The organism is Thioclava indica (genome assembly GCF_000714545.1).
Classification (GTDB): domain Bacteria; phylum Pseudomonadota; class Alphaproteobacteria; order Rhodobacterales; family Rhodobacteraceae; genus Thioclava; species Thioclava indica.
This window is the reverse complement of record NZ_AUNB01000018.1, coordinates 226,939-249,827: the sequence shown is the minus strand read 5'-3', so window position 1 is coordinate 249,827 and position 22,889 is coordinate 226,939. Positions and strand designations below refer to the sequence as shown.

22 protein-coding genes are annotated in these 22,889 nt (G+C 60.5%); 10 read left to right on the top strand and 12 right to left on the bottom strand.

Annotation, left to right across the window (positions count from 1 at the left end; all coding sequences use genetic code 11):
• Window positions 1-12: 12 nt before the first annotated feature.
• The 5 genes from DT23_RS18470 to DT23_RS07280 all read right to left on the bottom strand — a co-directional run bounded on the left by DT23_RS18470 (window position 13) and on the right by DT23_RS07280 (window position 5,238).
• Window positions 13-483 carry a cytochrome o ubiquinol oxidase subunit IV gene (locus DT23_RS18470; RefSeq protein ID WP_051697106.1) on the bottom strand — a complete coding sequence of 157 codons (471 nt, stop codon included), beginning with the start codon at window positions 481-483 and terminating at the stop codon, window positions 13-15.
• On the bottom strand, window positions 480-1,112 hold the full coding sequence (locus DT23_RS07295; protein ID WP_038129884.1) for a cytochrome c oxidase subunit 3: 633 nt from the start codon (window positions 1,110-1,112) through the stop codon (window positions 480-482). The genes DT23_RS18470 and DT23_RS07295 overlap by 4 nt, the downstream gene beginning before the upstream one ends.
• Window positions 1,109-3,178: a cbb3-type cytochrome c oxidase subunit I gene (locus DT23_RS07290; protein WP_081846980.1), complete on the bottom strand. Its 2,070-nt coding sequence runs from the start codon at window positions 3,176-3,178 to the stop codon at window positions 1,109-1,111. Before DT23_RS07290 ends, DT23_RS07295 begins: the two co-directional genes overlap by 4 nt.
• Window positions 3,175-4,029, bottom strand: coding sequence for a cytochrome ubiquinol oxidase subunit II family protein (locus DT23_RS07285; protein WP_051697105.1), 855 nt, complete (start codon window positions 4,027-4,029; stop codon window positions 3,175-3,177). Before DT23_RS07285 ends, DT23_RS07290 begins: the two co-directional genes overlap by 4 nt.
• A gap of 480 nt (window positions 4,030-4,509) precedes the next feature.
• Window positions 4,510-5,238, bottom strand: a complete 729-nt coding sequence (locus tag DT23_RS07280) for a Crp/Fnr family transcriptional regulator (RefSeq protein ID WP_038129881.1) — start codon at window positions 5,236-5,238, stop codon at window positions 4,510-4,512.
• A 352-nt stretch (window positions 5,239-5,590) separates the two neighbouring features.
• On the opposite strand from DT23_RS07280, the gene DT23_RS07275 reads away from it, so the two are divergent.
• Window positions 5,591-6,022 carry a response regulator gene (locus DT23_RS07275; RefSeq protein ID WP_038129879.1) on the top strand — a complete coding sequence of 144 codons (432 nt, stop codon included), beginning with the start codon at window positions 5,591-5,593 and terminating at the stop codon, window positions 6,020-6,022.
• A gap of 13 nt (window positions 6,023-6,035) precedes the next feature.
• On the opposite strand, the gene DT23_RS07270 is transcribed toward DT23_RS07275, so the two are convergent.
• From DT23_RS07270 to DT23_RS07260, 3 genes are read right to left on the bottom strand one after another with little or no spacing between them, the layout of a single operon-like run.
• Window positions 6,036-6,881 carry a CpsD/CapB family tyrosine-protein kinase gene (locus tag DT23_RS07270; RefSeq protein ID WP_051697104.1) on the bottom strand — a complete coding sequence of 282 codons (846 nt, stop codon included), beginning with the start codon at window positions 6,879-6,881 and terminating at the stop codon, window positions 6,036-6,038.
• A 17-nt stretch (window positions 6,882-6,898) separates the two neighbouring features.
• Window positions 6,899-8,404, bottom strand: a complete 1,506-nt coding sequence (locus DT23_RS07265) for a GumC family protein (RefSeq protein ID WP_038129876.1) — start codon at window positions 8,402-8,404, stop codon at window positions 6,899-6,901.
• Window positions 8,404-9,318: an ExeA family protein gene (locus DT23_RS07260; RefSeq protein ID WP_051697113.1), complete on the bottom strand. Its 915-nt coding sequence runs from the start codon at window positions 9,316-9,318 to the stop codon at window positions 8,404-8,406. The genes DT23_RS07265 and DT23_RS07260 overlap by 1 nt, the downstream gene beginning before the upstream one ends.
• A 252-nt stretch (window positions 9,319-9,570) precedes the next feature.
• Between DT23_RS07260 and DT23_RS07255 the strand changes: the two genes are divergently transcribed.
• Both DT23_RS07255 and xrtD read left to right on the top strand, forming a co-directional pair.
• On the top strand, window positions 9,571-12,027 hold the full coding sequence (locus tag DT23_RS07255; RefSeq protein ID WP_038129872.1) for a tetratricopeptide repeat protein: 2,457 nt from the start codon (window positions 9,571-9,573) through the stop codon (window positions 12,025-12,027).
• Window positions 12,028-12,144: 117 nt separating this feature from the next.
• Window positions 12,145-13,722, top strand: a complete 1,578-nt coding sequence (gene xrtD / locus DT23_RS07250) for a VPLPA-CTERM-specific exosortase XrtD (protein WP_038129869.1) — start codon at window positions 12,145-12,147, stop codon at window positions 13,720-13,722.
• A gap of 1 nt (window position 13,723) precedes the next feature.
• Here the strand turns inward: xrtD and DT23_RS07245 are convergent, their stop codons facing one another.
• On the bottom strand, window positions 13,724-14,023 hold the full coding sequence (locus tag DT23_RS07245; RefSeq protein WP_038129867.1) for a hypothetical protein: 300 nt from the start codon (window positions 14,021-14,023) through the stop codon (window positions 13,724-13,726).
• 148 nt (window positions 14,024-14,171) lie between these two features.
• Window positions 14,172-15,383 carry a glycosyltransferase family 4 protein gene (locus DT23_RS07240; protein ID WP_038129864.1) on the bottom strand — a complete coding sequence of 404 codons (1,212 nt, stop codon included), beginning with the start codon at window positions 15,381-15,383 and terminating at the stop codon, window positions 14,172-14,174.
• 138 nt (window positions 15,384-15,521) lie between these two features.
• Between DT23_RS07240 and DT23_RS07235 the strand changes: the two genes are divergently transcribed.
• Entirely contained in the window at window positions 15,522-16,289 is a 768-nt protein-coding gene (locus DT23_RS07235; RefSeq protein ID WP_240473561.1) for a metallophosphoesterase family protein, read from the top strand.
• A gap of 54 nt (window positions 16,290-16,343) precedes the next feature.
• Here DT23_RS07235 and DT23_RS07230 read toward each other — a convergent pair whose 3' ends face one another.
• Window positions 16,344-17,027, bottom strand: a complete 684-nt coding sequence (locus DT23_RS07230; RefSeq protein ID WP_038129862.1) for a sugar transferase — start codon at window positions 17,025-17,027, stop codon at window positions 16,344-16,346.
• A 269-nt stretch (window positions 17,028-17,296) separates the two neighbouring features.
• Window positions 17,297-17,701: a DUF6314 family protein gene (locus DT23_RS07225; protein ID WP_038129860.1), complete on the bottom strand. Its 405-nt coding sequence runs from the start codon at window positions 17,699-17,701 to the stop codon at window positions 17,297-17,299.
• Window positions 17,702-17,776: 75 nt separating this feature from the next.
• Between DT23_RS07225 and purB the strand changes: the two genes are divergently transcribed.
• The 6 genes from purB to DT23_RS18465 all read left to right on the top strand — a co-directional run bounded on the left by purB (window position 17,777) and on the right by DT23_RS18465 (window position 22,886).
• Window positions 17,777-19,081 (top strand): adenylosuccinate lyase, encoded by a 1,305-nt coding sequence (gene purB / locus DT23_RS07220; RefSeq protein ID WP_038129858.1) that lies wholly within the window; start codon window positions 17,777-17,779, stop codon window positions 19,079-19,081.
• Window positions 19,082-19,159: 78 nt separating this feature from the next.
• A complete protein-coding gene (locus DT23_RS19400; protein WP_156023878.1) occupies window positions 19,160-19,312 on the top strand; it encodes a hypothetical protein in 153 nt (50 codons plus the stop codon).
• 95 nt (window positions 19,313-19,407) lie between these two features.
• Window positions 19,408-20,472, top strand: coding sequence for a flagellar motor switch protein FliG (locus tag DT23_RS07215; protein WP_081846979.1), 1,065 nt, complete (start codon window positions 19,408-19,410; stop codon window positions 20,470-20,472).
• 195 nt (window positions 20,473-20,667) lie between these two features.
• Window positions 20,668-20,811 (top strand): hypothetical protein, encoded by a 144-nt coding sequence (locus DT23_RS19800; protein ID WP_038129853.1) that lies wholly within the window; start codon window positions 20,668-20,670, stop codon window positions 20,809-20,811.
• Window positions 20,812-20,916: 105 nt separating this feature from the next.
• Window positions 20,917-21,918, top strand: a complete 1,002-nt coding sequence (gap, locus tag DT23_RS07205; protein WP_038129852.1) for a type I glyceraldehyde-3-phosphate dehydrogenase — start codon at window positions 20,917-20,919, stop codon at window positions 21,916-21,918.
• 242 nt (window positions 21,919-22,160) lie between these two features.
• Entirely contained in the window at window positions 22,161-22,886 is a 726-nt protein-coding gene (locus DT23_RS18465; protein WP_081846977.1) for a YfdX family protein, read from the top strand.
• The last annotated feature ends 3 nt before the right edge of the window (window positions 22,887-22,889 follow it).

Genomic DNA, 22,889 nt, shown 5'->3' with positions numbered 1-22,889 from the left:
GGATGCAGGCCCTTAGTTGGACCCCGACATCCCCTTCATGTCGCTCATGCCCTTCGTATCGGACGTGCCTTTCATGCCGGTCATACCGCCCATGGCATCGCCCATATCATCGGTCATCGGCGCGCTCATCTTGGCCATATTGCCCGAGCCCATGCCCATCCGGCTTGCCAGATCGGCCAGCACCCAGACCGTGCCCCCCGCCAAAATGATCACGATCAAGAACGAGAACAGCACCAGATACAGATCGCGGCGCGATTCCATCGAGAAGTCGAGGTGCATGAACGCCCAGAACTGAATGACAAGCTGGGCGATGCCCAAAATGCCAACTGTGCCCCAAGCGATGCCCGGAAACAGCCCGCCCGCGACGATGACCAGAGAGGCCGCCGTCAGCACAACCGACAGGCCAAAGCCCCAGCCGTAGCGCGCGATATCGTGTTTGTACTCGGCGCTATCCATGCCGAGATCAGAAGAAACCGCACTCATGACAGCACCCCCATCAGATAGATTTTCGTGAACAGTGCGATCCACACGATATCGAGCATGTGCCAGAACAGGCCCAAACGCATCAGGCGGGTTTTGACCAGCTCGGTCATGCCCATCGTTTTCATCTGAACGATCAGCAGCAGACCCCAGATGATGCCTGAAGTAACGTGCAGCCCGTGCATCCCGACCAGCGCGTAATAGGCGCTCAAGAAGCCCGAGACTTGCGGCGTGTTGCCCTCGGTCCAGAATTCGTGGAATTCATACAGCTCGATCCCAAGGAAGATCGCACCAAACGCCAGCGTCACCACAAGCCAGCCGATCGTGCGGCGCATGGTGGCGTTGTATTTCATGCCCAGCGTGCAGATCCCGAAGGTGAAGGTCGAGATCAACAGCGCCAGCGTTTCCAGCGACGGCAGGCCAAGGCTGAACAGCTCATGCGGGCTGGGGCCGTTGGCGACGCCGTGCCATTCCGCATCGGCATAGGTTGCGATGAACAGCGAGAACGCGATGAGGTCGGACATCAGGAAAATCCAGAAGCCGAAGATCACCGTCCCCGATTTGTCGTGACCATGGGCGTGCCCGTGGTCGCTGGGGGCATGTGCCCCCAGATTGGTTGTTGTCGCACTCATTGCGCTGTCTCCATATCGATAACCAAGCCACGGTTTTTCGAGGTAAACTCGTCATCAAGGCTGACCTTGGGGGTCGTCTCGACGACATGCTTGTGACGCTCGTAATCGGCGCGCAGCTCCTCGGCGGTGACGGTCTTTTCCCAATCCGTGTCATAAGAGCGGATCAGCACCAGCACGAACATCGCGATCCAGCACAGCGCCCCAAGCCACCACATCTGAAAGATCAGGCCAAACGCGCCGACGGTTGCCACCATCGCGACCACGAACCCCATGGAGGTGTTTTTGGGCAGGTGGATGTCGACGAACTCGGTCGGCTCCATCACGCGCAGACCGCGCTCTTTCGCCTCGACCCAGGGCTCACGCGAGGTGATGTTGGGGATCGTGGTGAAGTCATGTTCGGGCACCGGGCAACCCAGCGACCATTCCAGACCCCGGCCATCCCACGGATCGCCTGCGGGCACCATCAGGCTTTCGCGGTTTTTCACCGACACCCAGACCTGAATGACCTGAGAGGTCAGACCGGCCAGCACCGCAAGTGCACCAACCATCGAAATCATCAGCCACGGCAGATAGGCCGGATCGGTCAAGAAGGCCATGCGGCGCGGCGCACCCATCAGGCCGATTGCGTAAAGCGGCATGAAGGTGAGGTAGAAGCCAACCATCCACAGCCAGAAGCTGCGACGGCCCCATTTCTCATCCAGACGGAAGCCGAAGGCGAGCGGGAACCAGTAGTTGATACCTGCAAACATCCCAAACAGCAGGCCCGGAATAAGCATGTTGTGGAAGTGTGCCACCAGGAACAGCGAGTTATGCGCGGCAAACGAGATCACCGGGTTGGCCAGCATAACGCCGGTAATCCCGCCGATCACGAAGGTGAACATGAAGCCCGCCGAGAACAGCATCGCGGTGGAGAAACGCAGCTTGCCGCGCCACATCGTGAGCATCCAGTTATAGACTTTCACGCCCGTGGGCACGCCAATCGTCATCGTCGCGATGCCGAAGATCGCGTTCAGGTGCGCGGTTTGCCCCATCGTGAAGAAGTGGTGCACCCAAACGGTAAAGGACAGCACCGCAATCGCGACCGTCGCCCAAACCAGCGAGGTGTAGCCATACAGCTTCTTGCCCGAGAAGGTCGGGATCACATGCGAGAACACGCCAAAGGCCGGCAGGATCAGGATGTACACTTCGGGGTGACCGAACAGCCAGAACAGGTTGGCAAAGTTCATCATGTTGCCACCCGCATCAGCGGTAAAGAAGTGGAACCCCGCATGGCGATCCAGCGCCAGCATGGCCGAGGCCACCGCAAGCGGCACCATTGCATAGATCATCAGGATCGCGGTGCAAAGCGTGGTCCAGGCAAAGATCGGCATCTTCATCAGCGTCATGCCCGGCGCACGTTGCTTGTAGATCGTGACGGCAAAGTTGATGCCCGACAGCGTCGTGCCGATACCGGTCAGCATCAGCGACCAGATCCAGTAATCCACACCCTCATCGGGCGACAGCTTGATGCCGGTATAGGGCGGATAGGCCGTCCAGCCACCGGTCTCAAAGCGACCGATCACCAGCGAAGCCATCACCAGCGCCGCGCCACCCACCGACAGCCACAGCGAGACCGCGTTCATGAACGGGAACTCCATGTCGCGCGCGCCGATTTGCAGCGGCATCACCACGTTGATCAAGCCGATCAACAGCGGCATCGCGACAAAGAAGATCATGATCGTGCCATGGGTCGAGAACAGCTCGGCATGGTGCTCGACCGAGAGGAACCCCGGCGCCGGAGACACCTGCTGGGCGCGCATCACGACCGCCTCCAGCACGCCCCGGATCAGCATGATCGCGGCCAAAACGATATAGATCACACCGATTTTCTTGTGATCGAGCGTGGTGATCCAGTTCGTCCAAAGCGGTTTCCACCAGCCCTTGACGGTCAGCAACACCAGCACGGCGAGCGCGCCCAGAACGACGATCCCTCCGGCCGCAGCCGCGATCGCCGTCGAGGTGGACGGCTCTTTGAAGAAGGGAACGATAAAAATATCGTCCCAGTTCAGGCTACCAAGAATACTCATTGCGCGCCCCCTTGGGATTGATTTTGCGTCAGATGAAGCTCGTTATGGATCGCTTCATCGATCTTTTTCTGCTCGGGGGCGTTGTCGGGCAGGATCGCAGCCCCGCCTTCGGTCGCCATATCCGGGTTCATCGAGGCCTTGTCCCACCAGCCTTTGGGCGGTGCGTCAAAGATCTGCGGGCCGTTCCAGGTCGCGACCTTTTTGAACTGGGTCAGCAGTTCGTTCCACGGCTTGCGCGGCTGCTGCAGGAAGGCGTCATATTGCGCCTTGGTCACGACATCGACGTCGAACTTATCCAGCGGGAAGGCCGCACCGTTGAACTGGCTGTTAAAGCCCTCAAGCTGCGCAAGGTCGCCCGTGGTCATGTTCATCTTGGTCTGCATGCCCGGCATCGCATAGATCTGCCCCGCCAGACGCGGAATCCAGAAGCTTTGCATCGCGCCCGTGGCGGTGATGTCAAACTCGACCGGCGTGTTTTGCGGCAGAACGACCTTGTTCACGCTCGCCATCTTGCCGGGATAGATGAACATCCATTTCCACTCGGATCCCACGACCTGAACATGGATCGGGTTCACGCCCGTATGTTTGTAGGGATCTTCGTTGATCGTGTTCATCCAGACCAGAACACCCAAAATGATGACCGAGATGGTCGAGCCGCCCCAGATCACCGACTCGGCCAAGGTCGAGTGCGACCAGTTCGGGCGATAGGTGCCCGAGCCACCCTGACGGCGGTATTTGATCAAGATCCACGGCAGGCCGATCAGGATCGGCAAACAGACCGGAAGCATCCACAGGAAGAACACGATCATATGCGTTTTTTCGGCCGCGGCGACAGGGCCAAGCGGTGACATGACCCCGTTATCTGCGCACCCTGACAGCCACACAGCCGAACCCGCCAACAGGGCGGGAAGGGTCAGGTGGCGCGAGCGCTGGTACAAGTTTTGAAACACCCTGGAATACCTTTCTATTCCCTATTCTTTCGCGCTTGAGACACGCCGGAATCCGGCCTCTGATGCGCGCTGATTTGTCACCTAGGGCAGGATGTCGCAGATCAATCCAACTTGACAAAATGTCGCACCCCCCAAGAGGAACCAATTGGATTTATTAAACAATTTACAACTCACGCCTGCGACACCTTATTTTTACTCAATAAATTCAGGGTGCGAGGGTTGTAATTTTGGGCCCGAATACAGGCCGCGCGGCGTGATCTCTCTGTGATGTGATCGCGCCGTGATCATCGCGTGAACATTTCAGGGTTTGAAATGGGGGCGTGGGGCGGGGCGCGCCCTGCCCCGACCCTCAGCGCGGTGCGCTGAGTCGTGCTGTTGCGATCACAGGTAGAAGCGCTTTTTGATAACCGTGGAATCCACTAGCCCCACACGCGCCAAAGCGTCGCGATCGGGCAGTTGCAACACCCCATCGCGCCAAACGACCAAGTCTTCGCTGCGCAGCCGCGACAGCGTTTTGTTCGTATGCACCAGCGACAGCCCCAGCGCATCTGCCAGATCCTGTTGGCGCACCGGGAACGGCATCTTGCCATCCTCGACCATGCCCGATTGCTGACCGCGATCCCAAAGCGACACGAACGCCCAAGCCAAGGATTCCCGCGCCGAGCGCTGCCCGACCGAGATCAGCGCCTGCCCCAGAAAATGCTCTTCGCGCGCGACCTGCCATGTCAGCATAAAGGCGCGCTCGGGCATTTTGGCAAACATCTGCCAGATCTGCGTGCGATCAAACACGCATAGCGAAACCGGGCTAAGCGCCTCTACCGCGTGGCTCGTCTCACCCAGCATGATCGGCTCCAGCCCGATCAAATCGCCCGGAAACAGGAAATTGAGCACCTGACGGCGGCCATCTTCCAACGTGTGATAGCGCATCGCCTGACCTTCAAGCAGGGTAAAGAAGCGACGCGGATCGCTGCCCTCTGCAAGAATTTCGCACCCCGCCTCAACCTGCATCTCGCCGATGCGATGCAGATTGACGGTCTCGCACTCCTGCTTGCTTGGCGCCACAAATGCGGGGTTATTCGAGAACGGACAAATTTCACAATTCTTGGTCATGTTTCGTCCTTTCCTATGTCAAAAGCTAAACGCCACATCGTTAATAACGGTTCCCGTCCCCGCTCTGGCGGCGCGTTTTCCTAAAGTTTTGCGCAAGAAACCGGCGGCAGATCGGCGCGTTCGGCGGAAAGGCGCGCAAATCGCGCCGCCCGCGCCAGATAATCGTATTTCGCGCCGCGCTATGTCATAGTTTAACGACATGAAGCGCGAACACGGCCATTCTCGCCAAAGCGGTGCTCATCATGGGCGCGCTCTGCTGCTTGGGGAAGTACTATGATGTATTCATATGCCGGGGGGCAGGGTTCCTCCGGTCAGCCGACAGCAGGGCCATTCGCCCGGTGTGGAGGCTGACATGATCGACTGCAAACCCGATAAAATTCACGAGGCTGCGCTACGTCTGGATGGCACTGCACTGGTGCTGGAAGATGCGTTGATCGTGGCCTATGACACTGCGGCGATGCTCGATGAGCTGGGTGTGTCTCAGGTGCAGACCTGCGGCACATTGCGCGAGGCGTTAAGCCTGATTGAGGGCGGTCTTGTGCCCACGCTGGCGCTGTTGGATGTCAATTTGGGCGGTGAGACATCGTTGGATGCGGCGCTGGCGCTGGCCAGGCTGCAAGTTCCGATCCTCTATTCCACTGGCTATGATGAGGTCGAGGGCGCGATTGCCGATTTCCCCCGCGGGGCGATGCTGCGCAAACCTTATACCGCTGAAGATATGTCCAAAGCCCTGACAGAAATGGGATTTTTGAACCAAGCGCAGCGTTGCGGCGCGGACGGCTAAGGTCCAGCCAATCTTACTGGCTGACCTCGGCCCCGTAGCCATAGCCATATTCCGGCCCCGAGTAGCGGAATTTGTTGACCACAACGCCCATCACATTGGTGCGCTCGGCCAGCTCGCGTTCGCAAATGTCGATCTCTTTGATCGTCGTCTCTTCGGTGGCCGCAATGATGAGCACGCAATCCACATGCGCCGCCAGCGCCAGCGTATCATCGCTGACCAGCACAGGAGCCGTGTCAAACACCATCAGATCGGGCTGATACAGCGCCTCGATCCGGTCGAGCCCCTGCGCGCAGGTCTGCGACTGGATCAACTCAGAAGGGTTTTCAGCCGCGCGCGCATTGGTGGCAATCGCCAGATTGCTGCCATAACGACAGGCGTGTTCGCGCAGCTCGGCGCGCCCGTCCAGCACCTGCGACACCTGCGCGCCGCTTTCAATCTGCAACATCCGCGCCAGCGAGGGGCGGCGCAGATCAGCCTCGATCAGCATGCTGAACAGCTCGTCCTGACGCGCCAGCGAGAACGCCAGATTAAGCGCAATCGTCGATTTTCCGCACCCTGCCGTGGGCGAGGTGATCGCAAGCCGTTTCCAGCCCTTGGCGCGCATCTGCTGCAAAATCTTGGTGCGCATCAGATCGAACGGGGCCGCCTCGGCGCGCGGTTCGGTCGTGACGACACGCGCGGCCTCCAACAGACGCGGCGCGGGCGACCACGGGTCCAGCGCCTGCCACGCCGCCCCCGCGATACCGGGGCGCAAGGTCATCGTGGCGCGATCTCCCGCGCGCGGGCGCACATCGTCAAGCGCGCGGTTCTCGCGGCTCGCGCGGGCTTGGGCGATCGCATCGCGCAGACGTTCAACCATGGCTCAGCCCTCCTGTCTCAAAACACCAGATCGAGCGGCTTGTAGAGCACACCCACCAGCACCACCACCGCGATCAGCGCCACCGCAACCGCCCCCGACGAGATCACCAAACGCCGCCGCGTTTGCGCGTGATCCGCCGCCGTGCTGACATAGGGCAGCGTGGCAAAGGCGGTGATCCCCAGCTTTGTCGTCAGATCTTCGGGGCGACGAATACCGGGGCTGAGCAGCGCCAATGCCGCAACCAGCAACAGCCCCACCATCAAGCCCCCACCAAAACCCGCCAACGCAATCGTCTTGCGATTGGGCTTGATCGGAGAGTTTGGCGCGACCGCCTGGTCAATCACCGTCAGCCGCTCGCCCTTGGATAGCGATTCAATCGTGTCGCCCGTCGTGGCCATCGCCCGCGCGCTGATCGCTTTGTCATATTGATCGCGCAGATTGGCATGATCGAGTTGCAGCGCATCAAGGGTCGCCGCATTGGCCGGCACGCGCGCGATATCGGTCTGCACGCGGTCATAGCTTGCGCGATTGGCCTGCACCTGCGCATCGGCGGCAAATATTTCGTCTTCCAACTGGCGCAAGCGTTCATCAAACGCATCACCTTGGGGCATTGCGGGCAGGCCTTTGGCGCGCAGGCTGGCGATTTGCGCGCCCAGCGCCGCCAGTTTCGGGTCGTCTTCGCGCAAGACTGCCTGCAAGGCCGATTGCTGCGCGCTTAACTGCGCCATCTCACGCAATTGGGGCGGGTAGATCGCATCCAGATCCACCTTATCGCCCGAGAGTTCATGACGCCGCACCAGCTTGTCATACTGATCCTCAAGCACGGCTTTTTGCGCTGCAAGTTTACCTTGTGCGCTTTGCAATTCGGTGGCCTGATCGCGCAGGATATTCAGCCGCTCGGGCAAAGCCGCGCCGTTTTCTTGCTTGAACTTCAAGATTGCGGCAGAAGATTTCGACAATTCCCCCGAAAGACGATCTGCCTCGCGCGTAAAGAAATCCAGCGTGTCGCGCGCCGATTTGGTGCGTATGTCGCTGTCTTCCTTCAGGATACGCGTCACCAACTCGTTGGCAACTTGCGCCGCCTGCGCGGGCCGGCCCGCCACGTAAGAAACCGTCAAAAAGGTAGCCTGCTCGGGGACGCGGCGGTTATTGGTCTCGCCGGTGATCTCGATCTTGATCGAATTGGACATTGCCGCAAACACGCCATCCGCATCGCGCGCGCCAGAGTCTAGCCGCAGAGCGGGATACAGGTTCATCCGCTTGGCGATATCCAGCAGGCTTTCACGCGACAACACGCGTTTGCGGATCACCTGCAGCTTGGCGTTGGTGTCGGTCTGCACCGTGCTGGTGGCCAGCTTGTCGGGGATGCTGTCGCCCTCAACCACCAATAGCGCGTCGGCCTCATAGATCGGGGTGATCGAGCGCGCGACCAGCAGCCCCGCCGCCGTGCCCAAAAGCGTGAGCAGGATGACCCAGTGAATACGGCGCAACAACAGGCTGGCATAGAACCGCGCGCTTTGCATCACGCGCCCCCTTGCACAGCCGCAGCAGCAGCAGCGCGCCCCGAGCGAAACCCGCTGGCAGGCGCGACAACGCGGGGTTTGCCCTGTACCTCGACGGGCAGATAAAAGACGTTATCCTCAATCACCTTGTCGATGATCTCGCCCGTGACCTGATCGGAGCGCGCCGAATAGGCATAGACCATCCCCAGATCGCAAAGCTGGTTCATCAGCCGCGGGATGCCCCCGGTATAGGCATGCACCTTTTGCGCGGCCTCGGGGGTGAAAATCGCGTGCTTGGCCCCGGCCACCTCAAGGCGATGCGTGACATAAGGTTGGGCGCAATCGGCCCCGATCGGTCCCAGATGGAACCCCGCCCCGACGCGCTGCGCAAACTGGCGCAACTGCGGCTGCGCGATCAGATCGCGCAACTCGGGCTGGCCCATCAAAATCAACTGCACCAGCTCGTCCTTATCGGCGTTGATATTGGTGATCATGCGCAGCTCTTCCAAAACCCCCGCATCAAGGTTTTGCGCCTCGTCGATCACCACCACCACGCGGCGGCCTGCCGCGTATTCCGAGATCAGGAATTGCTGAAAACGGTCATAGATCAGCACGTAATCTTCGCCCGCAGCGACCCGCTCGCCCAAGGCCAGCATGATCCAGCGGATCAGATCCTCACGAGAGCCACGCGCATTGGACACCAGCGCAATCGTGACGTTCTCGGTGATCGTCGCCATCAGATGGCGCAGCAAGGTGGTCTTGCCCGCCCCCACTTCGCCCGTGATCAGCGTGATCGGCGCGCGCGAAAACAGCCCGTATTCGAGCATCGTCGCCGCGTGCTTATGCTCGGGCGACCAGTAGAGGAACTCGGGATCTGGCAGCAGCGAAAAGGGACGCTCCTTCAGCCCGAAGAAATCGGTGTAAATCTCATCCATGCCTGTATCCGGGCCTTTGGCCTCGTTTTCGTTCGCGTTCAATGAAACGTAAATCTGTGCAATTCGCAACAAATCCCTGCGTGAGGCGTGCGATTTGCGGCGCATTGGTCGCAGTTTTTGTTCCAAAGGGGCGTTTGAACGCGAAGCTGACAGCACTGCGCCGCGAGAAAGTCTTTATTGATTACGCATTTGTGGCTAATCTGTCGCAAAGCGCCACTCAGAGCGCAGAAACAATGATCGGGGCAAGGGCAGATGGTGCGACAGAACGGGGCAAAACCCGCCTTGATTTTGCTATGCGCGGCACTCGCGTTGGCGGGCTGCAAAAGCAAACAGGAAAAAGCGGACGACTATTACGACTCCGCGATGGCACTTGTTGCAAAAGGCGACATCCCCCGCGCCATGATCGAGCTGCGCAACGTCTTTGAATACGACAATTCGCATCAGGCGGCGCGGCGCGAATATGGCGATTTGCTATTGGCAAGCGGTCGCGTGCAAGAAGCCTATGGGCAATATCTGCGTCTCGCCGAGCAATATCCCGATCTGGCCGACGCGCATCGTGTTCTGGCCGAGCTATCGCTGCGCTCGGGCAACCCTGACGAGGCGCGCCGCCAGATGAACGCCACGCTTGATCTGGCCCCCGATGATCCGGGTGCGCTGGCGGTGGGGCTGGCGCTGCAACTGCGCGCGGCGATGGCGCGCAATGAGACCTCGGCCTATGCTGGCATAGCGACGCAGGCGCGCGCGCTGGCCCAACGCGCCCCCGATGTTGCGACCGCGTGGCATGTGCTGATCGACACGCTGAATGCGCAAGGCGATCAGGCAGGCACGCTTGCGGCGGTTGACTCGGCGCTGGCGCAAAAACCTGCACAATACCGCTTGCAAGTGATGCGGCTGGAACTGCTGGCAAAGCTCAAGCGCAATGATCAGATCGGCCCGCAGCTCAAGCAGATGCAAAAGCTGTTTCCCGATGATCCCAAGACCCGCACCGCGCTGATTGCGTGGTATGTGCTGCGCGATAATCCCGATGGCGCGGCCGATTTCCTGCGCAAACTGGCGGGCGATCCGGCCTCGGAAACCGAAGGCTATGTGCAGCTTGTGCAGTTTCTGGCGCAAAGCCGGGGGGTTGATGCGGCGGCGAAGGAACTCGACAGCCTGATCGCCCAATCCAAAGGCACGCCCAATGCGCGGCTGTTTGGCGCGATGCGGGCCGATCTCGATTTCACCGCAGGGCGACAGGACTCAGCCCTCGCGCGGATGAAAACCCTGTTGCAGGACGCGCCCGAGGGCGAGCAAACCGACCGGCTGCGTGTGAGCTATGCGCAGATGCTGGACCGTGCCGGACAGCGCGAGGCAGCGCAGGCGGAACTTGATGCAGCGCTCAAAGCCGCGCCCGATCTGGTGGCGGCGCTGCGGCTGCGCGCGCAGTGGCTGATTGAGGATGACAATCCCGAAGACGCGCTGGTCGCGCTGCGTCGCGCGCTGCAACAGGCCCCGCAAAACGCCCCGACCCTGACACTGATGGCGCAGGCGAACTTGCGCGAGGGCGCGCCCGATCTGGCGGGCGCACGTCTGGCGCAAGCCTATGAGGCCACCGATCACGGCGCCACCGAGGCGCGCAACTACACCGATTTTCTGCTTGATCAGAAACGCATCACCGCCGCAGCCGCTCTGCTATCCGAGGCGATCCAGCGCAATCCCGATGATCCGGGCCTGCTGCATCGCCAAGCCGATCTGGCGCTTAGCCAGACTGATTGGGCGCAGGCTCAGCGCATCGCCGAGCATCTTGATGCGCTCAAACGTCCCGAGGGTGCGGCGCTGGCGCAATCCATCCGCGCGGCGATTTTGCTGGGGCGCGGGCAAAGCGATGCGGCGATTGATACGCTGAAATCGCTGGCCGACAGCACCAGCAACAACGGCGCGATTGCCGCCGTAATTCAGGCCCAGCTTGCCGCCGGGCGCGCCGATGCCGCCCATAGCTACTTGGCCGATCAGCTTGCCGCCAACCCCGACGATCGCGGCTTGCGCCTGCTCAGCGCCAATCTTGACGCGCTGACAGGTCAGGGCAAAGCGGCCGAGGCGGGCTTGCGTGCACTGCTGTCTGAACGCCCCGCCGACAGCCAGCCCGCGCGCCAGTTGTATCGCTTGCTGGCTGCCGCCGGGCGCGACGGGGATGCCGCACAGATCATCGACACGACGCTGGCCGCGCAAGGCGCCTCGCCCGATCCGCTGTTGTTGCTCTATCGCGCTCGCTCACAGCAAAAAGCGGGCCAGTATGAGGCCGCAATCGCCACCTATGACGCGCTTTATCAGCGCAGTTCCGACAATGCGGTGCTGGCCAACAACCTTGCCAGCCTGCTGAGCCAGCATCGCGACGACAAGCCCAGTCTTACCCGCGCCGCCCGCATCGCGCAGCGTTTTCGTGAAAGCCCCGAGCCTGCGTTCAAAGACACCTATGGCTGGGCCGAATACCGCCTTGGCAACTTCGCGCAGGCCGAGCCGTTGCTGGCCGCCGCCGCTGCTGGTCTGCCCGAGAGTGCGCTGGCGCAGTATCATTATGCGATGGTGCTGGCGGCCAATGGCCAGGATGCCAAGGCCGCCGAGCAGATGCAAAAAGCGCTGGATCTGGCCGGGGCTAACTTGCCTGCGCAGATGAAAGATGCGCCCGCCAAGCTAAAGGCGCTGCAAGCGGGTGCAAAAAGCGGGAATTAAGACACAGACCCTTGCATTTCGCACAGCTTGATCACGGTTTTGCCTTTGGCGGGGCCTATTTGCACCGTAAGCTTTGGCGAAAGGGGCGCATCAGACGCCTCGCCAACGAGAGCAGACATGAGCATTGCCAGCACCAATCTGCGCGCCGCGCGCAGCCTGCCGTGGGGCGCCCTTGGGGCGGCCGCTCTCGCTTTGGCCTGCGCTCCGTTTTTTACGCTGGGCCTGCACAGTCTGGGCGCGGCCTGGTCCACGCCGGAATACAGCCACGGCCCGCTGATCCCGCTGATTTCGCTTTATCTTTTTGCGCGCGAGCTGCGTCATGCCCCGCCTGCGTTGGCGCATCAAAGCCGCTGGCAAGGCATTGTCGCGATCATGGCTGCGCTTGGCGTGGCGACGTTTGGCACCCTTGCGCAGATCCCCGATATCGTCACCTACGCGCTGATTGGCTGGCTGATGGGCGTCGTGCTGTTGGTCATGGGCTGGCAGGCGGGGCGCCGCCATTGGAAGCCCGTCTTGCATCTGATTTTCATGCTGCCCCTGCCCCAGATCCTCTATTGGAAGCTGACAATTGTGCTGCAACTGATCTCGTCGCAGCTGGGCGTGATGTTGGTGCGCGCGTTTGACATTCCGGTGTTTCTGTCGGGCAATGTGATTGATCTGGGCGTCTACAAGCTGCAAGTCGCCGAGGCCTGTTCGGGGCTGCGCTACCTGTTCCCGATCCTCAGTTTTTCCTACCTGTTCGGCATCCTCTATCGCGGCCCGTTCTGGCATAAGGCGGTGTTGTTCCTGATGGCGGCACCGCTGACCATTGCGCTCAACAGCTTGCGCATCGGCGTTGTGGCAATTTTGGTCAACAGCTACGGGATCGGGCAGGCCGAAGGGTTTTTGCACGTCTTTGAGGGCTGGGTGATTTTCGGCGCAGCGATTGCGATCCTCAGCCTGACAGCGGTTGGCTTGCAACGCCTGACGCCCCATCCGCGCCCGCTGTCAGAGGCGCTCGATCTGGATTATCGCCGCTTTGCGCCGGAAATGCGCAGGCTTGCCAATATCGCCCCCTCTCGCGCGTTGATGGTGGCACTGGGGTTGGCCGCATTGGCAACCACCGCCCTTATCGCCCTGCCCCGCCCCGAGGCAATCACGCCCCAGCGCAGCGATTTTGCCACCTTCCCGCGCACCATTGACGGCTGGCGCGGCGAGACACGCGCGCTGGAACCCGAAACCGTGAAAGTGCTGGGCGCGAGTGATTATCTGAACGCCATCTACGCCAGCCCCGATCGCAGCGCGGCGGTCAATCTGTTCGTGGCGTGGTATGGCGATCAGACCGGCGGCGCGGGCATCCATTCCCCCGAGGTCTGTCTACCCGTGGGCGGCTGGGAGGTCAGCGATTTTGCCCCCCACACCCTGACGCTGCCGGGACGCGCGCCGTTCGAGGTCAACCGCGCGGTGATCACCAAGGGGCTGAACCGTCAGTTGGTTTACTATTGGTTTGACGAGCGCGGCGTGGCGATGATCAATGACTGGCGCGCCAAGCTGTCGGTGATTGTCGATGGCGTCACGCGCGGGCGCACCGATGGCGCGTTGATCCGCTATGTCACGCCGATTGGCGCGAATGAGGATATCTCGGTGGCCGATGCGCGCTTGGTGAAGTTCATCGCGCGCAGCCTGCCCCAGATGCGCGCCTACGTTCCCGACTAGATCACGATCCGGTCTGCTCAAGCCCTTCCCAGCAATGCGCAATCGGCTTGCGGGTATCAAACACCATCGGGCAGCTTTGTGCGGTCTGCATCGCGCTATCAAGCATCGCATCGGCGCGTTCGGGCGTCAGGCCAGTCGCCAGCGCATGGGCCACCGGATCATATTCACCTTGCTTCGTGGCCGTATCTACGACCTCAACAGGGGCAATCTGGCGCAAATCGCCCGCCCCGGCTGTGCCTGCCAGCATCAGTCCCAAGATCAGGGCGGCAGCCCCGAAACCGGTTTTCGAATGTCGCGTCATATCAGCCCCCCAGCGGATATCTGCCCCGCTAATTCGGGGCGCGTCGGGGGTATTTGTGTCGAGATTGCGGCGCTAATCAAGCACGAATGCGTCAACATTTGGCTAATTTCATGCGCAGGGCGAAACAGTTACCCCACACCAACGCACATTATTTCCCGATCTTGAAGAATAACCGATCATAGGCCGCCAGAAGCTGCTTGGCCGAGAAATCCCAGGCCAGCGAGTCCAGCACCCGTTTACGCCCCGCCTGCCCCATGGCGCGCGCGGCTTCGGGTGCGTCGATCAGCGCCGCGATCTGGGCGGCGAAATCGCGCGGATCATTGGCCTTGGCATAGCGCGCAGCCTCCCCCGCCGAGGCCCGACCCTCGGTCAGATCAAACTGCACCAAGGGTTTTTCCAACGTCATATATTCCATGACCTTGTTCATCGTCGAAATGTCATTCATCGCGTTTTTCGGATCGGGCGCGACGCCGATATCAATCGCGTTCATCGCCGCCAGCATCTCATCACCATACAGCGGGCCGGTGAAGGTGACGTGATCAGCCAACCCACGCGCGGCGACATCGGCCTGCACCATCGGCACTTCGGGACCAAAGCCCACGATCACCAGATGCACATCGTCATGACCCAGATCGCGGATCAGGATGTGCAGCGCCTCGATCAGCAGATCCATCCCTTCTTGCTGCCCGATCACCCCGATATAGCCGAGCACCGTTTTCGCGCCGTGGCGATAACGCGCGTCGCCGGGGCCGGGCAGAAAGGTTTCAACACGCGGAGCCGAGCGCACGACGAACACATCCTCGGGTGCCATCTTGCCACGCTTGATAGCGATCTGGCGAAAGCTTTCGTTGGTGGCCATCGACACAGACGCGCAGGCAAAGGTGATACGCTCCCACACTCGCATGACACCCCACAGCAGGCCCTTTTTATTGAATTTGGCCTCAAACAATTCGGGGCAGACATCATGATGATCAAACATATAGCGCACGCCCGACAGCCGATAGCGCAGCGCAAGCAGCCAGATCAGATCGGGCGGGTTGCAGCCTTGAATGACGTCAAAACCCCGCTCGCGCCGCACCACACGGGCCAGACGACCCCATGCCTTGATCGCGTGCCAATACTCTTTGGTGTAGGCCACCGCGCCGGAATGGGCCTCGGGCGGGGCAGGATGGCGATAGATATGGATGCCCTCGATCACCTCATAAGGCGCATCCCAGCCCCGCCCCATCGGGCAGATCACCGACACCTGATAGCCCGCCCCGGCCAGCGTCGTGGCCTCTAGCCAAACGCGACGATCCAGCGGCACAGGCAGGTTTTCCACCACGATCAAAATACGCCTGTCTGCGCTTGAAACTGCCATCACTCGCCCCTTGCGTGCAGCGGTTTGTTGCCCACCTTTGTGTGACCCCCTTCCGCTTTGTCCTGAACATGCTTATGTCGCCAAAACACACGGGATTCCAGCCCTGCGCGAGTACCCCTTTCAAACATGCTCACCTCATTGCTTAATAAATTTGCGCGCCCCGCCAAAAGCGCCGCGCCACACCACGGCCTGCCCCGGCCACAAGACCCGGTCTGCGTGATCGGCGATCTGCATGGGCGTGCCGATTTGCTGGGCGCGATGTTTGACCAGATCGGCCAGCAGCCCGAGGCCGAGCGCGCGCGTGTCATCACCGTGGGCGACATGATTGACCGCGGCCCTGACAGCGCGCGGGTGCTGGCGATGTTGCACGCCGCACAACAGGCCGCGCCCGAGCGGGTGATCTGCCTGATGGGCAATCATGAACGCATGATGCTGGATTTCCTGATCTCGCCAGATGCGCATTCCGTGCGCTGGTTCAAGCTGGGGGGCGCTGCGACCCTGCGCAGTTACGGTCTGACCCCGCCCAACCCGAGCCAGCCGGACACGGAGGCACTGGACACACTGCGCATGGATCTGGCGCGCGCGATCGGGGCCGAGACGCTGGCCTGGCTTGATGCCTGTCCGCTCTATTGGCGCGAGAGCAATCTGGCGGTGACCCATGCCGGGGCCGATCCTTACTACCCGCTGGAACGTCAAAACGCCGATGCGCTGTTGTGGGGGCATGCGCGGTTTGGCAGCGCGCCGCGCCGTGACGGGCTGTGGATTGCGCATGGTCACTGGGTTGTCGCCGAGCCGTTTGTGGATCGGGGTCGTGTGGCGCTCGATACCGGTGCCAGCCAATCGGGGCGCTTGAGTGCCGCTTGGTTTGACCGCAACGGGCTGAAATTCCTCACCGTTCGAGGCTGAATGGCAAAACGCCCCGAACATGGGTCGCTTGCAGATCGCTTGGGAGGCACGCGATCACTTGCCGGTTTGTTTGAACACCACGGCGACGGTCATCAGGCACAACATCACATCACTCATCAGCGACATTTTTGCATAGTAGCGCTCGTCAAAGCGGACACGATCCACGAACGCGCTAGAAGAGCGGCCCACCACTTGCCACAGCCCGGTGATGCCCGGACGCATCCGGTAATAAGCGCGGCCCATCGCATCCTGATAGGTCTCTTCTTGCGAGGCAAGGAAGGGACGCGGGCCAACAAGGCTCATTGAACCAAACAGCACGTTGAAGAACTGCGGCAGCTCATCAAGACTGGTGCGGCGCAAGAACGCCCCGATACGGGTGATGCGCGGATCATGGGCGAGCTTTTGATTCACGGCCCATTCCTGCGCAATTGCGGGATCGGCGGCGCACAGCGCGCTCAACTTGGCCTCGGCATTGACCACCATTGTGCGCAGCTTCCACATTTTGAAGGTCTTACCGTCACGGCCAATGCGGCTTTGGGCAAAGAACGCAGGCCCGCCATCCAGCGACACCAAAACGGCCAACAGCAGCACCAGCGGCAACAGCACCGGCATCACCGCCAGCACCATCACGATATCAAACACCCGCTTGCCAGCAGCGCGGTAAGGCGCAACGCCTGCAAAACTTGACTGTGCAACCGCTTGGCGTTTCAGCGCGATATTGGTGGTGAATTCGCTCATGGCTTGTGCCCTAACCCTTACCTTCGTCGGGGGCCTTTCATGGCACCCTTCAACGGTCGGTTATGGTTAAGGATTCGTTCAAATCTGTGTCCAAAGCGGAGTGATGTTGCGCTCCTTTCGCGGCAGAGATGGTTAAGGAAGTGTTGATTTTTGCGTTTTGCAAAGGATTAAAAGTCGCAAAATCAAAGCGTTGGAATACTTCACGCAAATGTGGCACGAAGGTGATCAGATTTGACTGCGCCGTCTCATTCGCAGATCAAAGCCAGCGATCACAGGCGCGTATAATGCGATTCCATCACGTAGTCCTTGCGCGGCCCTGTCACACGCCACACGCAATGCCAACGCGGCCAGTCGCAAAATGCATAGCGCACATCATAGCTGTCGGGCGCACAAGAGTGATGCGCGCGGGGATCCGCGGGATCAAAGGCGTGGAACGGGCGGCCATCGGCGAATGCCACCGCGATCTGCGCGCCCGCCTCGCGCCATAGATAGCTGCGCTCGCCCGTCATGCGCTGCCCGCCCGGCAAAACCAGATCGCCGCTCTCATGATAGCGAAGCCCGGCAGGATCAGGGGCAAACACCGCCCTGCCCTCAAAGCGCGCGACGCTGCCATCGCTATGAGAAATCCGACGCGTCAAACGCCAGTCTCCCACAAAATCGCACAGCCTGATCATCACCGCTCCCTTGCCCCAAAGGCAGGCACAGTCTAACAAGCCGCCTAAACCACCTGCAATCGAAAGGCCGCGCCCATGATCCCGCGTTATTCCCGCAAAGAGATGGTCGATATCTGGGAACCTGCCAGCAAGTTCAAGATCTGGTATGAGATCGAGGCTCATGCCTGCGACGCTCAGGCCGATCTGGGCGTGATCCCGCGCGAGTCCGCGCAAGCTGTGTGGAAGGCGAAAGACGTGGAATTCGACGTCGCGCGCATCGACGAGATCGAGGCCGTGACCAAGCATGACGTGATCGCCTTTCTGACCCATCTGGCCGAGCATATCGGATCGACCGAGGCACGGTTCGTGCATCAGGGCATGACCAGCTCGGACGTTCTGGACACCACCTTTAACGTCCAACTCGTGCGCGCGGCCGATATTCTGCTGGCCGATATGGACCGCCTGCTCGCCGCACTGAAAAAGCGCGCGTTTGAGCATAAAGACACCGTGCGCATCGGGCGCAGCCACGGCATTCACGCCGAACCGACGACGATGGGGCTGACCTTCGCGCGCTTCTATGCCGAGATGGATCGCAATAAAAACCGTCTGGAAAAAGCGCGTTGGGAAGTGGCCACCGGCGCGATTTCCGGCGCGGTCGGCACGTTTGCCAATATCGACCCGGCGGTCGAGGAACATGTCTGCGAGAAACTCGGTCTGCGTGTTGAGCCGATCAGCACCCAAGTGATCCCGCGCGACCGTCACGCGATGTTCTTTGCCACGCTGGGCGTTGTGGCCTCTAGTATCGAAAACGTCGCGATTGAAATCCGCCACATGCAGCGCACCGAGGTGCTTGAGGCCGAGGAGTTCTTCTCCAAGGGCCAAAAGGGCAGCTCGGCGATGCCCCATAAACGTAACCCGGTGCTGACGGAGAACCTCACCGGCCTCGCGCGCCTTGTGCGTATGGCCGTCGTGCCCGCGATGGAAAACGTGGCGCTTTGGCATGAACGCGATATCTCGCATTCCTCGGTCGAGCGCGCGATTGGTCCCGATGCCACCGTGACGCTTGATTTCGCGCTCAACCGTCTGGCGGGAGTAATCGAGAATCTCGTGATCTACCCCGACAACATGCTGGCGAACATGAACAAGTTCAAAGGCTTGGTCATGAGCCAGCGGGTTTTGCTTGCATTGACGCAGGCGGGCGTGTCGCGCGAAGACAGCTATAAACTGGTGCAGCGCAACGCGATGAAAGTCTGGGAAAAAGGTGCCGATTTCCGCGAGGAATTGCTGGCCGATGCCGATGTGCGTGCTGCACTTAGTGAAGACGAGATCAACGAAAAATTCGATCTTGGCTATCACACCAAGCATGTGGACACGGTTTTCAAGCGCGTTTTCGGGGAATAATCGCAGCTATGTGATCTGACACTGGTCTCACGGGGGTGATTCGGCTTACGCTGGGTCATCAGCTAATGGAGAACCGTGATGACCAGAACGATCCTCGCCGTCGCCGTGCTTGTCCTTGCACCGCTTGCTGCCAGCGCCGATTGCATGCGCGAACATCAGGCTTCGATGTCCTGCCCGCAAGGCCATGTCTGGGATAAAGACGCCAAATCCTGCGTGTTGCAAGCCAGCTAATCTTGGCGGCGCTAAGCAAGTCTTAACCGAGCCTATGCCATCCTGTGACCTCGGTTTCAGGGAATCGGAGGTTATCGGTGAACGCAGTCGCAAAAATGCAGCCACTCGGCCAGTTGGCCGGGCTTGGCGATGCGGTGCCGGGCCTTGCGCCCCCCGCCGCCCCCACCGTTTTGACGCGCAAGCAAAAGGCGGCGATCGTGGTGCGCCTGTTGGCGTCTGAGGGGCTGAAACTGCCGCTCAGCGAGCTTAGCGACGATCATCAAACCGAATTGACAGAGGCGGTTGGACGACTTCGTCTTGTAGATCGCGACACCCTTAGCGCCGTCGTCGAAGAATTCTGCGCCGAGCTGGATTCGGTTGGCCTGGCCTTTCCCGGCGGGCTGGATGGGGCGTTAAGCCTGCTGGACGGGCAGCTATCGCCATCTGCCTCAACCCGGTTGCGCAGGCTTGCGTCTGGGTCATCGCGCGCCGACCCGTGGGAGCGCATTACTGGCCTGTCTGCCGAGCTGTTGCATCCCGTCCTTGAAGAAGAAAGCGTTGAGGTGGGCGCAGTTATGCTGTCGAAACTCTCCGTGGCGAAAGCTGCGGAGTTGCTGGGCCTGCTGCCCGGTGACAAGGCGCGCCGCGTGGCCTATGCGGTCTCGCTGACGGGCAATGTCGCGCCCGACACCGTGCATCGCATCGGCCAAGCCTTGGCAGCGCAACTGGATGCGCAACCCGCCAAAGCCTTTGACACCGGCCCGGTGGAACGTGTCGGCGCGATCCTGAACTATTCGGCCTCGATCACGCGCGACGCGGTGCTGAAGGGCCTGGAAGAGGAAGATCAGGTTTTTGCCGATCAGGTGCGCAAAGCGATCTTCACCTTCGCCAATATCCCCGCCCGGATCGACCCGCGCGATGTGCCCAAGATCCTGCGCAATGTCGATCAGGCCCGTTTGGTCACCGCATTGGCAGGCGCGATCGGCCCGCTTGAAGCCTCGGGTGAATTCATCCTGACCAATATGTCGCAACGCATGGCGCAATCCTTGCGCGATGAAATGGCCAACCTTGGCAAGGTCAAAGAAAAGGATTCCGAGGACGCGATGGGCGAAATTGTTGCCGCGATCCGCGAGATGGAGGCGGCTGGCGAAATTTTCCTCGTCGCCGAGGACGAAGCCTAGGGCAAAGCGCCCACGCCCCCTTCTCTCTGTCATCACATTGCCCTATCACCGCATCGGAGCAGATTGATTTGCTTGACTATTCGGCGCATCTGCGTCTCCTTGAAACGCGCAGCGGCCCCTGAGCCCCTTGCTCCGCTGGCAAGGCGGGGCGCGCTATAGGGGACGCTCTTAGGCACGGGGCGCAAAGGAAGAGACATGACCGATAAGATTGCACTGTGGCTGGCCGTGGTCGTGATTGTGCTGGTCTTGGCCGATATCCTCCTCAACCATGGGCATGCGTTGCTCTTCTTGGGGCGTGAAATCGCGGATCTCGTGCAATATGTCGCCTTCTGGCGCTAACATTTCTGTACGAATGGTTGACCTCTTGCCCTAAAAACGCTTCTTAGCGACAACGGGATCTCTGCCCACGCACCCCTGCCGGGCAGCCAGCCAGAGGAGAAAGACATGACTGTCAAAGTTGCCATTAACGGTTTTGGCCGCATCGGGCGCAATATTTTGCGCGCCATCATTGAATCGGGGCGCACCGATATCGAAGTCGTCGCGATCAACGATCTGGGTCCGGTGGAAACCAACGCCCACCTGCTGCAATTTGATAGCGTGCATGGCCGCTTTCCGGTCAATGTGACCTCGGGAGATGGCTGGATCGATGCAGGGCGCGGCAAAATCAAAGTGACCGCGGTGCGCGATCCCAAAGAATTGCCTTGGGGTGATGTCGATATCGCGATGGAATGCACCGGCATTTTCACCGCGCGTGAAAAAGCAGCGTTCCATCTGGAAAACGGCTCCAAGCGCGTGCTGATCTCGGCCCCCGGCGCGGGGGCCGACAAGACCATCGTCTATGGCGTGAATGACGATGTGCTGACGGGCGACGATCTGGTTGTGTCCAACGCAAGCTGCACGACGAACTGCCTGAGCCCCGTGGCCAAGGTGCTCAATGACGCCATCGGGATTTCCAAAGGCTTCATGACCACGATCCACAGCTACACGGGCGACCAACCGACGCTGGACACGATGCACAGCGATCTCTATCGCGCGCGCGCTGCCGCGCTCAGCATGATCCCGACCTCGACGGGCGCTGCCAAGGCCGTGGGTCTGGTGCTGCCCGAACTCGCAGGCAAGCTGGACGGTGTGGCGATCCGCGTGCCCACGCCCAACGTCTCGGTTGTCGATCTGGTGTTTGAAGCTGGCAAAGATACCAGTGTCGATGAGGTGAACGCCGCCATCCGCGCCGCCGCTGATGGCCCGCTCAAAGGCGTGCTGGGCTATACCGACAAGCCCAACGTCTCCAGCGACTTCAACCACGACCCCCATTCCTCGATCTTCCACATGGATCAGACCAAGGTGATGGAGGGGCGCATGGTGCGCATTCTGAGCTGGTATGACAACGAATGGGGCTTTTCCAACCGCATGGCCGACACCGCCGTTGCGATGGGCAAGCTGATCTGAGTAACGGCGGGGGCACGCGCCCCCAAGCCTTAAAACACGACGACAGAGGGGGCCGAAATGGTCCCCTTTTTCTATGCGCGCTCACAGCCAATTCACGTCAGGCACACGCGCAATCACCCCCGCTACCGGTCCCTTGAAACGGGTTGAATGAACCCGATCCCCACCCCGGAGTTACCCCGATATCCAAGGCAGCGACTGACTGCTTAGGGTTTAAAAGTCATCTCAGATAAGGGATTTGATTCATGAAACGTACCAATAAAATGCTCGCATTGGTGATGTCCGGGGCGCTGATCGCAGGGCCTATCGCTTATACGACAATGCCCGCTTTCGCCGACACGGCACCCGCCGCCACCACGCAAAGCAATGACGCGGTCGCCAAGACCACCGCCAATTCGACCAACAAACAACTGCTGACCACCGTGGACGATGCGTTCACCGCGATGCGCGAAGTGCGCGCGGCTCGGCTGGCGCTGTTTGACGGCAATACCGATATGGCCGGCAAGATGACCAATGACGCCATCACCAAGATGAAGGCGGCAGAGGGCGCAGAGGCGAAATGGGGCGTTCGCACGAAATCGGGCAAAAAAGGCGTCACCTACGTGCCGTTTGATAGCTCGATCGCATTGGGTGAAGATTTCACCGTGACACCTGACAACGCCAAAGCGGTCGGAAAAGCCAACGACCAGATGGCCAAAGGCGATGCGAAAGGCGCGGCAGACACGCTGAAATCCAACGATATCGACGTCTCGATCAGCGCCGCTTTGGTGCCTGCGAAACTGTCGCTGACGCATCTGCAGGACGCGGCGAACCTGATCAAGAAAGGCAACTACTATGAGGCCAATCTTGCGCTCAAAGGCGTCGAAGACGGCGTTGTGATCGACCAATGGGGTCTGAATGACCTGCCTCAGCAGGCCGGAAATGCATCTTCGTCGCACAATTCCGCGGCGACGCCCAAAACGAATGGCTAACTG

What these genes read in the sequence shown, in the direction of transcription:
- DT23_RS07260 (WP_051697113.1), bottom strand. Translation starts at nt 9,318, where the DNA reads ATGGATGAGATTTACACCGATTTCTTCGGGCTGAAGGAGCGTCCCTTT.
- DT23_RS07295 (WP_038129884.1), bottom strand. Translation starts at nt 1,112, where the DNA reads ATGAGTGCGACAACAACCAATCTGGGGGCACATGCCCCCAGCGACCAC.
- xrtD (WP_038129869.1), top strand. Translation starts at nt 12,145, where the DNA reads ATGAGCATTGCCAGCACCAATCTGCGCGCCGCGCGCAGCCTGCCGTGG.
- DT23_RS07245 (WP_038129867.1), bottom strand. Translation starts at nt 14,023, where the DNA reads ATGACGCGACATTCGAAAACCGGTTTCGGGGCTGCCGCCCTGATCTTG.
- DT23_RS07230 (WP_038129862.1), bottom strand. Translation starts at nt 17,027, where the DNA reads ATGAGCGAATTCACCACCAATATCGCGCTGAAACGCCAAGCGGTTGCA.
- DT23_RS07290 (WP_081846980.1), bottom strand. Translation starts at nt 3,178, where the DNA reads ATGAGTATTCTTGGTAGCCTGAACTGGGACGATATTTTTATCGTTCCC.
- DT23_RS18465 (WP_081846977.1), top strand. Translation starts at nt 22,161, where the DNA reads ATGAAACGTACCAATAAAATGCTCGCATTGGTGATGTCCGGGGCGCTG.
- DT23_RS07265 (WP_038129876.1), bottom strand. Translation starts at nt 8,404, where the DNA reads ATGCAAAGCGCGCGGTTCTATGCCAGCCTGTTGTTGCGCCGTATTCAC.
- DT23_RS07275 (WP_038129879.1), top strand. Translation starts at nt 5,591, where the DNA reads ATGATCGACTGCAAACCCGATAAAATTCACGAGGCTGCGCTACGTCTG.
- DT23_RS07285 (WP_051697105.1), bottom strand. Translation starts at nt 4,029, where the DNA reads ATGTCACCGCTTGGCCCTGTCGCCGCGGCCGAAAAAACGCATATGATC.
- purB (WP_038129858.1), top strand. Translation starts at nt 17,777, where the DNA reads ATGATCCCGCGTTATTCCCGCAAAGAGATGGTCGATATCTGGGAACCT.
- DT23_RS07270 (WP_051697104.1), bottom strand. Translation starts at nt 6,881, where the DNA reads ATGGTTGAACGTCTGCGCGATGCGATCGCCCAAGCCCGCGCGAGCCGC.
- DT23_RS19800 (WP_038129853.1), top strand. Translation starts at nt 20,668, where the DNA reads ATGACCGATAAGATTGCACTGTGGCTGGCCGTGGTCGTGATTGTGCTG.
- gap (WP_038129852.1), top strand. Translation starts at nt 20,917, where the DNA reads ATGACTGTCAAAGTTGCCATTAACGGTTTTGGCCGCATCGGGCGCAAT.
- DT23_RS07280 (WP_038129881.1), bottom strand. Translation starts at nt 5,238, where the DNA reads ATGACCAAGAATTGTGAAATTTGTCCGTTCTCGAATAACCCCGCATTT.
- DT23_RS07215 (WP_081846979.1), top strand. Translation starts at nt 19,408, where the DNA reads ATGCAGCCACTCGGCCAGTTGGCCGGGCTTGGCGATGCGGTGCCGGGC.
- DT23_RS07225 (WP_038129860.1), bottom strand. Translation starts at nt 17,701, where the DNA reads ATGATCAGGCTGTGCGATTTTGTGGGAGACTGGCGTTTGACGCGTCGG.
- DT23_RS07240 (WP_038129864.1), bottom strand. Translation starts at nt 15,383, where the DNA reads ATGGCAGTTTCAAGCGCAGACAGGCGTATTTTGATCGTGGTGGAAAAC.
- DT23_RS18470 (WP_051697106.1), bottom strand. Translation starts at nt 483, where the DNA reads ATGAGTGCGGTTTCTTCTGATCTCGGCATGGATAGCGCCGAGTACAAA.
- DT23_RS19400 (WP_156023878.1), top strand. Translation starts at nt 19,160, where the DNA reads ATGACCAGAACGATCCTCGCCGTCGCCGTGCTTGTCCTTGCACCGCTT.
- DT23_RS07255 (WP_038129872.1), top strand. Translation starts at nt 9,571, where the DNA reads ATGGTGCGACAGAACGGGGCAAAACCCGCCTTGATTTTGCTATGCGCG.